Annotated in this window: 12 protein-coding genes and 2 pseudogenes; 4 read left to right on the forward strand and 10 right to left on the reverse strand. The window is 62.8% G+C overall.

Features of this window, described 5'->3' with window-relative positions; all coding sequences use genetic code 11:
- From ACQKP2_RS23830 to ACQKP2_RS23840, 3 genes and pseudogenes are all read left to right on the forward strand, one after another.
- Nucleotides 1-89 (forward strand): annotated as a pseudogene (locus ACQKP2_RS23830) (LysR family transcriptional regulator); the annotation flags it as partial.
- 2 nt (nucleotides 90-91) lie between these two features.
- Nucleotides 92-688, forward strand: a pseudogene (locus tag ACQKP2_RS23835) (NAD(P)/FAD-dependent oxidoreductase); the annotation flags it as partial.
- A 25-nt stretch (nucleotides 689-713) separates the two neighbouring features.
- Nucleotides 714-2,207 (forward strand): aldehyde dehydrogenase, encoded by a 1,494-nt coding sequence (locus tag ACQKP2_RS23840; RefSeq protein WP_427580004.1) that lies wholly within the window; start codon nucleotides 714-716, stop codon nucleotides 2,205-2,207.
- A 255-nt stretch (nucleotides 2,208-2,462) separates the two neighbouring features.
- Here the strand turns inward: ACQKP2_RS23840 and ACQKP2_RS23845 are convergent, their stop codons facing one another.
- The 10 genes from ACQKP2_RS23845 to ACQKP2_RS23890 form a co-directional block, all read right to left on the reverse strand.
- Entirely contained in the window at nucleotides 2,463-3,170 is a 708-nt protein-coding gene (locus ACQKP2_RS23845) for an amidotransferase (protein ID WP_427580006.1), read from the reverse strand.
- Nucleotides 3,171-3,571: 401 nt separating this feature from the next.
- Entirely contained in the window at nucleotides 3,572-4,531 is a 960-nt protein-coding gene (locus ACQKP2_RS23850) for a PDR/VanB family oxidoreductase (RefSeq protein ID WP_427580008.1), read from the reverse strand.
- Nucleotides 4,528-5,556, reverse strand: coding sequence for a Rieske 2Fe-2S domain-containing protein (locus ACQKP2_RS23855; protein ID WP_427580010.1), 1,029 nt, complete (start codon nucleotides 5,554-5,556; stop codon nucleotides 4,528-4,530). Before ACQKP2_RS23855 ends, ACQKP2_RS23850 begins: the two co-directional genes overlap by 4 nt.
- A gap of 26 nt (nucleotides 5,557-5,582) precedes the next feature.
- The gene (locus tag ACQKP2_RS23860; protein ID WP_427580012.1) at nucleotides 5,583-6,398 is read right to left on the reverse strand and encodes an SDR family NAD(P)-dependent oxidoreductase; all 816 of its coding nucleotides are present in this window, start codon (nucleotides 6,396-6,398) and stop codon (nucleotides 5,583-5,585) included.
- A 25-nt stretch (nucleotides 6,399-6,423) separates the two neighbouring features.
- Nucleotides 6,424-6,837, reverse strand: coding sequence for a VOC family protein (locus tag ACQKP2_RS23865; protein WP_427580014.1), 414 nt, complete (start codon nucleotides 6,835-6,837; stop codon nucleotides 6,424-6,426).
- 25 nt (nucleotides 6,838-6,862) lie between these two features.
- A complete protein-coding gene (locus tag ACQKP2_RS23870) occupies nucleotides 6,863-7,921 on the reverse strand; it encodes a C45 family autoproteolytic acyltransferase/hydolase (RefSeq protein ID WP_427580015.1) in 1,059 nt (352 codons plus the stop codon).
- A complete protein-coding gene (locus tag ACQKP2_RS23875; RefSeq protein WP_427580016.1) occupies nucleotides 7,918-8,754 on the reverse strand; it encodes a polysaccharide deacetylase family protein in 837 nt (278 codons plus the stop codon). Before ACQKP2_RS23875 ends, ACQKP2_RS23870 begins: the two co-directional genes overlap by 4 nt.
- A 58-nt stretch (nucleotides 8,755-8,812) precedes the next feature.
- Nucleotides 8,813-10,228 (reverse strand): APC family permease, encoded by a 1,416-nt coding sequence (locus tag ACQKP2_RS23880; RefSeq protein WP_427580018.1) that lies wholly within the window; start codon nucleotides 10,226-10,228, stop codon nucleotides 8,813-8,815.
- A 485-nt stretch (nucleotides 10,229-10,713) separates the two neighbouring features.
- Entirely contained in the window at nucleotides 10,714-11,181 is a 468-nt protein-coding gene (locus ACQKP2_RS23885; protein ID WP_427580020.1) for an Lrp/AsnC family transcriptional regulator, read from the reverse strand.
- 102 nt (nucleotides 11,182-11,283) lie between these two features.
- Nucleotides 11,284-12,072, reverse strand: coding sequence for a DeoR/GlpR family DNA-binding transcription regulator (locus tag ACQKP2_RS23890; protein ID WP_427580021.1), 789 nt, complete (start codon nucleotides 12,070-12,072; stop codon nucleotides 11,284-11,286).
- Between ACQKP2_RS23890 and ACQKP2_RS23895 the strand changes: the two genes are divergently transcribed.
- Entirely contained in the window at nucleotides 12,052-12,330 is a 279-nt protein-coding gene (locus ACQKP2_RS23895; RefSeq protein WP_427580022.1) for a hypothetical protein, read from the forward strand. The genes ACQKP2_RS23890 and ACQKP2_RS23895 overlap by 21 nt on opposite strands.
- Nucleotide 12,331 lies beyond the last annotated feature (1 nt).

Here is a 12,331-nt window from a genome sequence, read left to right on the forward strand (position 1 = left end):
CGCAGTTGCTTGAGGATGCACGGTTGATTCGCCGGGTGCTCGGTAGCGATCCGCTGGTGCTGGCCGTGCATCGCAATCATCCGCTGGCGGCGACGCCAATCAGGTGCTGCTGGCGGGCGACGTCTATCACAAACTGGAACCGGGCCAGCTCAAGGGCAAGATTTTCCCGGCCATGGGCGGCATCGTCACCACCGCCCCGCTGGGCGACCTGGCGAAACAGATCAACCCCGAAGACCTCGCGGTCTATGACTGCCGCTTCGTGCTCGACTACTACCGCCTGACCGCCGACGGACGCCTGCTGTTCGGTGGCGGCGCCAACTACAGCGGCAAGGACTCGCGCGACATCGCCGCCGAACTGCGCCCGTGCATCGAGCAGACGTTCCCGGCGCTCAAGGGTGTGGCCATCGATTACCAGTGGAGTTGCGCCATGGGCATCGTGATCAACCGCATCCCGCAACTGGGCAAGCTCTCGGACAACGTCTGGTATTGCCAGGGTTACTCCGGACACGGCATCGCCACCACCCACATCATGGGCGAAATCATGGGCCGCGCGATCACCGGCCAGCTCCAGCAGTTCGACACCTTCGCCGCGTGCCAGCACATCCGCGTGCCCATGGGCGACCTGCTCGGCAACCCGATGCTGGCCGCCGGCATGTGGTACTACCAGATGCTTGAGCGCCTGCGCTGAGTCATTCATTGAGGAGGAACGCAACATGACCATTGCCACCCGCAATGAATGGGAACAACGCGCTGCCCGCCTGTCGCCGGCGACGCAGGCCTTCATCGATGGCGAGTATCGCGATGCGGCAAGCGGCGCGACGTTTGAATGCATCAGCCCCATCGACGGGCGTGTGCTGGGCCAGATCGCCAGTTGCGACGAGGCCGATGCCGACCTTGCGGTGCGCAGCGCACGGCAGGTGTTCGAAGCGGGCACCTGGTCGCGCCGGGCACCGGCCGAGCGCAAGGCGGTCTTGCTTGGCCTGGCCGCGCTGATGGAGGAGCACGCCGAGGAGCTGGCACTGCTGGAGACCCTCGACATGGGCAAGCCGATCAGCGATGCGCTGACGGTCGACATACCCGGTGCCGCACGGGCGATCCGCTGGTATGGCGAGGCCATCGACAAGGTCTACGACGAAATCGCCGCCACCGCCCATGATCAGCTTGGGCTGGTGACGCGCGAACCGATTGGCGTGGTCGCGGCCATCGTGCCGTGGAATTTCCCGCTGCTGATGGCCTGCTGGAAACTCGGCCCGGCTTTGGCGGCGGGTAATTCGGTGATCCTCAAGCCTTCGGAAAAGTCACCGTTGACCGCCATTCGCCTGGCGCAACTGGCCCTTGAGGCCGGCCTGCCCAAGGGTGTGCTCAACGTGCTGCCGGGCCTGGGGCATACCGCCGGCAAGGCCCTGGCCTTGCACATGGACGTCGACACGCTGGTGTTCACCGGTTCCACACGGATCGCCAAACAACTGATGGTGTATGCCGGCCAATCCAACATGAAGCGGGTATGGCTGGAGGCCGGCGGCAAGAGCCCGCACATCGTGTTTGCCGACGCACCCGACCTCAAGGCAGCCGCCGAAGCCGCTGCCAGCGCCATCGCGTTCAATCAGGGCGAAGTGTGCACGGCGGGCTCACGCCTGCTGATCGAGCGCTCGATCAAGGATCGCTTCATGCCGCTGCTGGTCGAGGCCTTGGGCCAGTGGCAACCGGGGCATCCGCTGGACCCGGCGACACGGGTCGGCGCTTTGGTCGATAACCAGCAACTGGAAACGGTGCTGGGCTACATACAGGCCGGGCATGATCAAGGCGCGGCACTGGTGTGCGGCGGACAACGGGTCATGGAAGACAGCGGCGGCGTGTTCGTGCAACCGACGATATTCGACGGTGTCGATAACGCCATGACCATCGCACAGGAGGAAATCTTCGGCCCGGTGTTGTCGGTGATCACCTTCGACACGCCAGATGAGGCCATCCAGATCGCCAACGACAGCCCCTTCGGCCTGGCCGCCGGCGTCTGGACCGCCGACCTGTCCAGGGCCCACCTCACGGCCAAAGCCTTGTGTGCCGGCAGCGTGTGGGTCAATCAGTACGACGGCGGCGACATGACCGCCCCGTTTGGCGGTTTCAAGCAATCGGGGAACGGGAGAGACAAGTCGCTGCACGCACTGGACAAATACACGGAGCTCAAGGCGACCTGGATCAAGCTCTGACCTGACCTGACCTGACCTGTAGGAGCGAGCATGCTCGCGATGGACGTCAACGATAACGCGGGGCACCTGATACCCCGCGGTGTAGCGTCCACCATCGCGAGCATGCTCGCTCCTACAGGAATTGGGGTTTTGATCGTTCCCACGCTCCGCGTGGGAATGCAGCCGGGGACGCTCCGCGTCCCAGAGTCCAATGCCGAACGCAGAGCGTTCATTGAGGCATTCCCACGCAGAGCGTGGGAACGATCGGCCAAAGGATTAGGACCAGGTCACGAACTGCAACATCCACTGCGCAATCAATGCACCGTCATTGCCCTGACGGAAACTGGCCGTGGCCTGGCCATACAGATCCTCCCCGTAGACCTCCCTGCGCAAATCCAGCAGCGCCTGCGCATACGGTTCGACAAACTCCGGATGCCCCTGGAAGCACAGCACCTGCTTGCCCACCTGATAAGCCGCCAGCGGACAGAACGGACTCGACGCCAGCAGTTGTGCCCCTTTCGGCAAGACGCTGACCTGATCCTGGTGCGACACCAGCAAATCGAACCCGTCCCGCGTCGGTGTCATCCACGGCTTGTGCTCAAGCAACTGATAGTGATGCACACCCAGCCCCCAGCCTCGATCCGAACGGCCACACTCACCGCCCAGCACCAGGGCCAGGATCTGGTGGCCGAAGCAGATCCCCAGCAGCATGTCACCGGCCTGGTAGCGTTGCAGCAGGTAACTGCGCAGCACCTCGATCCACGGCGCATCGCCAAAGGCATCGGCTTTGCTGCCCGTAATCAAATAAGCATCGAATGTTTGCGTATCGGCTGGATAGTGGCCGTCGACCACATTGAACACACTGCAACGCACCGGGATCGGCTGACGTTCGAACAATCGCTGGAACAGGTAGCCGTAACCGTGAAACTCATCGACCAGTTCGGGTCGCAGATGATCGGTTTCGAGAATGCAGAGGGAAAGCATGAGCGAAGGTTTCCTTGGTTGAAGTGACGCACATACCTGTGGGAGCAACTGACTTGATGTCTTGTTAAATGACTCCTTCAGCGTCAGTCAGGACGCCATCGCTGGCAAGCCAGCTCCCACAGGTTTTGTGGCGTTCACGTGCGTTGTAAACACCCCGGACACTGTGGGAGCGGGCTTGCCCGCGATGGCGGCGTGTCATTCAACAAAGATGTCGTTTGATTCGCCGCGATCGCGAGCAGGCTCGCTCTCACAAGGTTTTGTGGCGTTCACGTGGTTTGTAAACACCCCGGAACACTGTGGGAGCGAGCCTGCTCGCGATGGCGATGTATCAGGCAACATGTTTGTTGAATGACACACCGCAATCGCGAGCAGGCTCGCTCCCACAGGAGAACGAAATGTGATTATAGGTCCAGCGTCAGCCTGGCCGATTTCGCCCGGGACACGCAGACCATCATCAGGTTGTTGCGCGCCCGCTCGCTGTCGGTGAGCAGCATGTCGCGGTGATCAATTTCACCGTCGAGCACCCGGGTTTCGCACATGCCGCACACACCCTGCTCGCAGGACGACGGCACATCGACGCCGTGCTCGCGCAAGGCCGCCATGATCGAACAGTGGGAAGGCACGGCAATTTCCCGACCGCTGCGCGCCAGAATGACCGTCAGATCACCCTCGCCCGCTGTCGCCGCGAGGGGCGCGGCGGCAAAGCGTTCCAGGTGCAGACGCCCTTGCAGCTCCTGCTCGGCGAAGCGCGCGGTCAAGGCGTCAAGCAGCACGCCCGGCCCGCAGCTGTATGTCTCGGCGCCCGCCGCACTGCGCGCGGCAATGCGCTGCAGATCCAACAGACCGAACTCGTCGGCCGGGAGAATTTCCACGTGTTCACCGGCACGCGGCACGAAGAACTCCAGAAACGCCATCGACCGCCGCGAACGACCGCCATACACCAGATGCCACGGCACACCGGCCCGCTCCGCCGCCAGAATCATCGGCAGAATCGGTGTGATACCGATGCCGCCGGCAACGAATTGATAGGACGTTGCCGGTGCCAGGGCAAAGGCATTGCGCGGCTCGCCGATACGGATGACCTGACCGACCCGCAGGCTGTCGTGCACTTCCCGCGAGCCACCGCGGCCCTTTTCTTCACGCAACACCGCGATGCGCAAATGGCGCAGGTCCTCGGGATCGCCGCACAACGAATACTGGCGAACGATCCCCGACGGCAGGTGCACATCGATGTGCGCCCCCGCCTGCCAGTGTGCAAACGGCTCACCGCCCAGGGCCTGAAGTTCGAGGGACATTACACCCTCGGCCTCCAGGCGCATGCCGCTGACCAGCACTTCCCTGCTGTCGCCCGCGCGGCTCATGCCACGCCTCGTTGCCCCTGGGCATTGGAAGCCTCGGGCACTGCACGTTCCATGAACTCGCGGAACGCCCGACGGTAATTGAGGGTGAACAGATCCGCCGGCACCGAGTGCTCGACGTACACCCCGTCCCAGTCGATTTCCCGCGGGAAGATCCCGGCGGCAATCGGCATGTCCTCCAGGTAGACCATCTCTTCGATGCGCAGGTTTTCCTCGAGGTCGGCGCCCTTGAAGTCAACGGCATTGGCCACGCCCCAGAAGATCTTCACTTCGTCATAGGCCACCGGCGACGGGAAACCGGCGACGATGCGCTTGCCCAGGCGTTCGTAGTCGTAGGTGATGGTGGCCAGGCCCGGCGCTGCGCAGTGATAGAACATCATGCAATCGCCGTCGTTGGCCCACTCCCCTTCACCGGCATCCAGCGGCCGCTCCATGATCACGTCCAGGCCCTCACGACGCACCTTCAGCGGTTCGACGATGTGCGGGCTCGGGCCCATGGAGACGAAATGCACGAACGGAAAATGCGCCACGTCACGGAAATTCTCGATGGCCACCGCCACGCCGGTCGGCGAATGCAGGGGCTCGGCGGCCAGCCACTGGAAGTCGATGCCATGCCATTGCTGCGGGTCGTACAGGTCTTGCACCGGGTCTTCCAGCACGGTCCATACATGGGCGAAGCGCTCGATCACCGGGTAAGTCTTGATCGATGCCTGGGGCGGGATCTTGCACTGATCGGCCAGCGACGGCACATGGTTGCACTGGCCGTTCTCGGCCGAAAAGCGCCAGCCGTGATACGGGCAGGCAATGCTCTCGCCGTGCACTTTGCCGAGCGCAAAATCCGCACCGCGATGGGGGCAACGGGCGTCCTGTACCACGGCCTGGCCCGACTCGGTGCGGTACACCACCAGCCGCTCGCCGAGCAGCGTGGCCGATTGCGGGGTTTGCAGGTCGACGCTGCGCGCCACGGGGAACCACTGGCGGCGCATGGCGGCTTCGGCACGTTGGCGCTGGGTCATTTTCACACTCATGTTCTTATCCTCGATCAGGCTGAAACTCAGATACCGACAACCAGCGCACCGCCGTTCACCGCCAGCACCTGGCCGCTGACGAAGGCCGCTTCATCACTGGCCAGAAACGCCACGGCGGCAGCGATTTCCTCGGGGTGCACCAGGCGCCCCAGCGGGATGTTGGCCTTCTCGCCTTCGACGTATTCCTCGGGAACCATGCGCGTCAGGATGGCGCCGGGGGTGATGGCGTTGACCAGAATTCCCTGCCCCACAAACTCCTTGGCCATGGTTTTCATCAGGCCCAGCTGCGCGGTCTTCGACACCATGTAGCCGTAGGAATGGCCGTCCGGCACCTGGCCCCATTGCGAGTTGATGAAGATCACCCGTGGCGCCTTGCTCTGGCGCAAGGCCGGCAGCGCGGCGCGGGTCAGGTACAAGGGCGCGTGAACGTTGATGGCCAGCAACTGGTTGAAGTTGGCGTCGTCGGTGTCTTCAAGGCCTGTGAGCGAGTACATCATCCCGGCGTTGTGCACCAGGATGTCGAGCTGGCCGAAGTGCTCCACGGCTTTGCCAATCAGACTTTCGGCGTTGCTCTTGACGGTGATGTCGCAGGCGATGGCGATGGCCTTGCCGCCGGCTTCGACGATGTCGGCGGCGGTGGCCTGGGCGACATCCGGATCGATGTCGTTGACGATCACCGCGGCACCGCGAGCGGCCAGCAAACGCGCGTGGGCGCGGCCGGCACCCCGGCCGGCACCGGTGATCAGGGCCACGCGGCCCGCGAATTTCTGCGCTTCAGGCGCCAGGTCCAGTACGTTCTGCGGTGCGACACGGGCATGCCGGGTCGAGACGGAAACGGTCATTTTTGTTGTTCTCCGGGTGCGGTTTTCAGACTTTGTGCGGTTCGGTGATGTAGAGCATGTTGCCGTCCGGATCGAACATCGGGCGGTAGCGGTAGTGAGTCCCGTTCGGGTGCTGCCATTCGATGGGCCGGGCGGTGACCCACTCGACCTTGCCTTCAAGGTGCGCCATGGCGTCATCGAGGCTTTCCACCTCGAAGGCAAACGAGTCGAAACCCGGCGCGTCTTCCAGGTTCACGGCGGTACGGCGCTCCACCGGGGCGCGGTTTTCGGTGTGGAACAGATACAGGGTCAGGTTGCCCATCTCGATGGCGGCCCAGCGTTCTTCGGCCACGTAGGGCAGGAAGAAGCCCAGGCCCAGGGTGCCGTGGTAGAAGTCCACCAGGCGCTGGACGTCATTGGTGAGGATGTCCATGTTGTCGATGCGTTTGAGTTTGAGCATTGGATTGATCTCCTGGTTGTCTTGATCAGCGGTGAGAGCGGGCGCAAGGCCCACCCGGCAAGGCTTGGAGGGTGCCGGCGAGCACGTCGATGGCGACGGTGACGAGGGTCTGGTACTGGTCGGCGCTGCTGTTGGGGTCCGGGTGACAGCACACGGCACCGGTGCTGCCCAGGTGGCTGTCCATCGCGGCGATGATCTTGCTGGCGCTAAGGTCGCGGCGATTGGCCAGGCGTCGGGTCAGGGTGTCGTGGCGCAACAGGGTGTCGGGGTAAACACGCCACTCGGTGTCGCCGAGTGCGGCACGCGGATCGAGGAAGTGATTGGTGTGCACCAGCAGACCGTCGGCGCCCGGGAATACGAACGCCGGGCCTTCAGGGTAAAGCTCGACCGAGACCGCACTGCTTTCCCCTCCTTTGGCGGCGACGACTGTGAGCACGCTGGAGGCAGAGAAATCCGTAGCCGCCAGCAATTGCAGCGCGTCGTTGATATCGCTCTGGCTGTCGAGCATCCAGCGCGAGGCCACGTGTACCGGCACGCCGATGCGTTGGCCGTCCGCACGGTGGTGCAGGATGTTGAAGTGCACGCCCAGGCCACCCTTGTTCACACCGATCTTGCCGACGATGCCGTACTCGGTCACGGTGGTGGTCAAACGCCCGTCGGCGTGGGGGATCTCCCAGACCAGCCACTGCCCGGCGAACTGCGAATACCAGTCCCAGGTCTGCACCGTGATGGGCATCGGCAGGGCCGGGTCGAGATGCACGACGGTGGAACACTCACCGCGCAATTGAGCGCCGAGGTACGCGAGGATCTCCGTGCGCGCATTGATCGCGCCAAGCTCGCGGGCATCGAGCCCTGCCCCTGCGGCCATGCCGAGGATTTCCGCATGCAGGGGCGGCGCGAAGGCTTCGATTTGCGCCAGCGCCTGTTCCCCCAGTTGCAACAGGTCCACGGACTGTCTGGCGTGACGTTCGAACAACCCGCGATAGGCCTGCACCGAGGCCTTGATTTGCGCCGCATGACATTCGCCGAATTCGCGGCCACGCCCCTGCGGATCGGTCACGGTGGAGCGGAATACGTAAGTCATCTTGTTTTCTCCAGATACGGCGTCACATGTGCGGCCACTTCATCCAGTCGCGCGAACCAGACATCGCCATCGCTGACCAGGCGCTCGACAAAGCGCTCCAGTTGCGCAAAGCGCGCCGCGCGGCCGATCACTTCCGGGTGCATGGTGAAACTGGTGTGGCGCCCGTCGCGCCGCGCCGATTCGTACTCGGCCAGCCACACATCGACCAGGGTGCGCGGGTGGGTGTAGTTGCCGCCGTTGTCGATGCTCCAGCCGAACATCGGCCAGTCATCCAGCGACCAGTGCACCGGCAGCTCGACGATCGACTGGCCGTTCCAGGTTTCGATGTAGGGACGGTCATCGCCCATGCAGCTGGAGTCGTACTTGAAGCCGTGCCGGATGATCAGCTCGAAGGTTTCCGGGGTCAGCTCCCAGGACGACGAACGATAACCGGCCGGTTTCGGTGCGCCAGCATTGGCGAGTGCGGCCAGCCCGCGCTCCATTTCATCGATCTGTTCCTGCGCCGAGACCTTGTCGCTGCGCAGGTGCAGATGGCCGTGGTGACCGACTTCGTGGCCCAGCTCCAGCAGTTGCTCGACCAGCCAGGGGTTGTGTTCGGCGGTGTGCCCCGGCACGAAGAACGAGGCCTTGATCTGGTGCCGCGCCAGCAGTTCGAGGATCCGTGGCACGCCGCGATTCACACTGAAGCGGCCTTCCGACAGGCTGGTCAGGCGGCGTGCAAACGTCGGGCTGTCGCCGAGAAAACCGGCTTCGCCATCCACATCGAACGTCAGGGAGACGGCCACGGGGCTACGGTTCGGCCAGGCGAGGCCAAACCCATTGTCGATAGTCATTGGGTGTTCCTTTTTTTATTGCGTTGTTATGCGTGGGTGGCTTGCCGGTGCGCCGGCGTTACGGATGCGCAGGTTGCGGATGCGAGCGGTCCTGCATCCGACGCAGTCGGTACATGACCTGGGAGATGGCGAGGACGGCGATGGCGATGCCGACTTCCTTGTAGCCGCCGTAACCGGTGATCGAAGCACTGGTGATGCCGACGATCAGGATCGAGCCGTCGAACACCGCCAAGGCCGAGGCGATGGCGATCCAGCGTCGCGGCAGGCGAATCGGCCTTGGCGTATCCGGTTGGTCCTTGCGCAGCACCACGAAGCCGGCGACCGCGAGCAAGTGCGCCAATACATAACCGACGTTGCCGGCGACGATCACCGCCAGGGCATTGCCGACAAACAGCACCAGCGCCACGTTGATCGCCAGTTGCACGGTCACCGCGCGGGCCGGTACACCCTGACGATTGAGGACGCCGAACTGGCGCACAGTCAGGCCATCGCAAGAACTCTGGTAAAGCGCGCGGGCCGCATCGGCGGTGCCCATGACCGACAGCACCAGAATGCCGGCGATCAACACCAGCGTCATCGCGGCCGCGCCACCGCCGAGCAGGGCCAGCGCGCCGGCCTGGAGGAAGCCGTTGGGCGAGTTGGCCAGGGTCTGTTCGCCCAGCAGGCCAGCCAGTCCCAACGGCGTCAGGGTGAACACCAGCAACAGGATCAAGGCCGAAACGCGCAAGGCTTTACGGGTATCACGCACGGTGTCGCGGTACTCGGGAATGAACGAGGCCGCCGCTTCCACCGCATAGGCCGACCAGGCCATGACGAACAGCCACGCCATGACGGTGCGCAACCCTTCCAGCCCGCCGGGAATGCGCCAGGTGAAGGTCGAGGTGTTCCACATATGCGAAGCGAACGCGCCGCTGCCGAAGATCACCACCGGGATCATCAGCAGCACGCCCGCCAGGGTGATGAGGATCATGGTGAAGCGCAGTTCGATCATGCTCAGCGCCCAGGACAGCAGCGCCACGCCCAGGGCAATCAACTTGGGCAGATCCAGCTGGATCAGGCCCAGGTCCAGCACATAGGTCGCGTTGGGCCAGAACTGCTCGGTGAGGATCTGCGAGACCGCCAACCCCCAGATCGCCGGTGCCGTGGCCCAGGCGAACCAGTAGGCGTAAGTCGCCAGCGGCCCCAGTGCCGGGAAGCGTTTGCTCCAGGCTTCGTTGGCGTACAACGCGATGCCGCCGGATTTGTGACTGAACATCGCGCCCATTTCCGAATACACCCAGTTATGCAGCGCAGCGACCGCAGCGATGGTGGCCCAGAGCGCCACCGCCGCCCAGGCACCGATGGCGCCCATGGAATAACCCAGCCCGACAAACAGCGCTGCCGGCAAGCTGAGGGTGATGGCAACGCCATCCCACCAGCGGATGGTTTTTTCAAAGCCTTGGTTCGACGCGTGGTCGTTGGTGCTCTCGTGCATGGCGTTGACCCTCATTCGCTATTTTTTTGTGACAACTTGCGATGAGTCAATATTAATCACCTTTGTTGCGCATTAGCATCTGTTTTTTACTTTGAAATTGCGCATTGCGCAGATTATGTCGCTACAAGATACGCGATGCATTTTTATGGCGCGAACACACCGACACCGCGTTCAGGAACGCAGGCCTTGAGGGATGAGGGTTTCAGGGCAGGAAGAGGCGATCGAATGCGCCGACGGGGTGCGCAAGGGTTGTCGCAAATGGATAAGAGGGAAACAAGACCGTTTATCGCAGGGTCTTAATGCGTACCGTCAACGAGCATCGAGGCCGAATCTGACGGCCCCATCGCTGGCAAGCCAGCTCCCACAGGTTTAGTGGCGTACATGAATTTTGCAGCCGACCCGGTCATTGTGGGAGCTGGCTTGCCAGCGATGGCGTCGGGGGAAGTCACCAACAATCTGGAGGGTTCAACCAATCACTGCACCCCTCACAACTCCAGGTCAGCCCCCGGAATGGTGAAACGGATCTTGTGCACCTTGACCTCTTGCATCATCCGCACTTCCTCGACCCCGGGCAGTGCGCGAATGCGTTGTTTGAGGCGCCACAGTGCGTCGTTGTCACGGCACAGCACCTGCACGCAGATATCGGCGGTGCCCATGGTGGTGGACAGGTAACTGACTTCCGACCAGCGCCCGAGGGTGTCGACCACCCGCTCGTGATCCTGAGGGCCGACATTCACGAACAACAGCGCCAGTTTCGCATCGCCGAGCTTGGCCGGGTTGGTGAACGCCAGGATCTGCAAAATGCCCTGGTCCTGCATACGCTTGACCCGCGTGCGTACGGTGGCCTCGGGCACCGACAAATTGCGGGCGACTTCGCGAAAGGCGCGGCGACCGTCCTCCTGCAGTTCGCGGACGATGTCCATATCCAGAGGGTCGAGTGTTGACATTGGCATGCTGGGGTCTCGATGGCAGCGCCCGACGGGCCGGGATGCGCGTCGGGCAAAGAAGCGAAGGCTAGCAGATATGAATGCGGGTCTGGAATGCAGGGCGCCGGCTCAGGCGTTCACCTGCACCACCTCGATTCCCAGTGCACGGTAATCGTCGATATTGCCCGAGGCCACATGGCGTTCGGTGATCAGTGTGTGCAGGCGCGAACAGGGAGCGACCACGAACGGCTCCACCGCGCCCAGTTTGTCCGCCGTAGTGACGGCGATCACCTGGGCCGCACTGTCGAGCATCGCCTGTTTCACCGGCACTTCATCAAAATGCAGGGAGCTGATGCCGATTTGCGGGTGAATCGCGCAAACGCCGGTGAACAACAGATCAGCCTTGATGCTCGCGAGCAAACGCAGGGTTTCATGGCCGCCGGCCGATTGCGTCGCCGGGTTGAGTTGGCCGCCCGCCAGAATCACCTTGATGCCTTTGTATTCGGACAAGGCAATGGCCGTCATGGGCGATGCGGTCACCGCCGTGATGCGAATGTCCGACGGCAACGACCGCGCAATCTGCAAGGTCGTGGTACCGGAGTCGAACAGCACGATCTGCCCGTTCTCGACCCGCGTGGCCGCCCGTTGCGCCAGTTGTGTTTTCACTTCATCGGTCTCGCCGATACGGGTGAAGTAATCCTTGCCGGTGTCCCTGGGTCGCGGCAGCGCCCCGCCATGGACCCGCTGCACCAGGCCTGCCTCGGCCAGTTCCGCCAGATCCCGGCGAATGGTGTCTTCGGACACGGCGAAGTGCTGGCTCAACCCGGAGGCCATGACCTTGCCGTCGCGCTCCAGGATCAGGAGAATTTTCTGTCGACGCAGTTGCGGGAGTTCGGTTTGCGTGTGCTGGTCGTGCATGGTATCGCCTGTTTTTATGCATGGTTTTGCATGAATTTGCGCCTTTGCGCGAGATTATCCAAGCTGCAACACAAACACAAACCGCCCGATATCAATTGTTTCGATCTTTCAAATCATGAAGCCGAATTATTCATTTGCCGACGGCCTGTTCAGAATGGCACCGTCGCTCATGTATTGGATGGAAACTTCATGAATATCAATTTCGCATTTGCCTGCATGGTCGTGGTCTCGTTTGCGATCGCGCTGATGCACACCTGAT

The sequence above is a fragment of the Pseudomonas sp. NPDC089569 genome (assembly GCF_050280625.1).
Classification (GTDB): Bacteria; Pseudomonadota; Gammaproteobacteria; order Pseudomonadales; family Pseudomonadaceae; genus Aquipseudomonas.

Excerpts from the sequence above, each read along its gene's own strand:
- ACQKP2_RS23840 (WP_427580004.1), top strand. The coding sequence starts at position 714 with ATGACCATTGCCACCCGCAATGAATGGGAACAACGCGCTGCCCGCCTG.
- ACQKP2_RS23845 (WP_427580006.1), bottom strand. The coding sequence starts at position 3,170 with ATGCTTTCCCTCTGCATTCTCGAAACCGATCATCTGCGACCCGAACTG.
- ACQKP2_RS23850 (WP_427580008.1), bottom strand. The coding sequence starts at position 4,531 with ATGAGCCGCGCGGGCGACAGCAGGGAAGTGCTGGTCAGCGGCATGCGC.
- ACQKP2_RS23855 (WP_427580010.1), bottom strand. The coding sequence starts at position 5,556 with ATGAGTGTGAAAATGACCCAGCGCCAACGTGCCGAAGCCGCCATGCGC.
- ACQKP2_RS23860 (WP_427580012.1), bottom strand. The coding sequence starts at position 6,398 with ATGACCGTTTCCGTCTCGACCCGGCATGCCCGTGTCGCACCGCAGAAC.
- ACQKP2_RS23865 (WP_427580014.1), bottom strand. The coding sequence starts at position 6,837 with ATGCTCAAACTCAAACGCATCGACAACATGGACATCCTCACCAATGAC.
- ACQKP2_RS23870 (WP_427580015.1), bottom strand. The coding sequence starts at position 7,921 with ATGACTTACGTATTCCGCTCCACCGTGACCGATCCGCAGGGGCGTGGC.
- ACQKP2_RS23875 (WP_427580016.1), bottom strand. The coding sequence starts at position 8,754 with ATGACTATCGACAATGGGTTTGGCCTCGCCTGGCCGAACCGTAGCCCC.
- ACQKP2_RS23880 (WP_427580018.1), bottom strand. The coding sequence starts at position 10,228 with ATGCACGAGAGCACCAACGACCACGCGTCGAACCAAGGCTTTGAAAAA.
- ACQKP2_RS23885 (WP_427580020.1), bottom strand. The coding sequence starts at position 11,181 with ATGCCAATGTCAACACTCGACCCTCTGGATATGGACATCGTCCGCGAA.
- ACQKP2_RS23890 (WP_427580021.1), bottom strand. The coding sequence starts at position 12,072 with ATGCACGACCAGCACACGCAAACCGAACTCCCGCAACTGCGTCGACAG.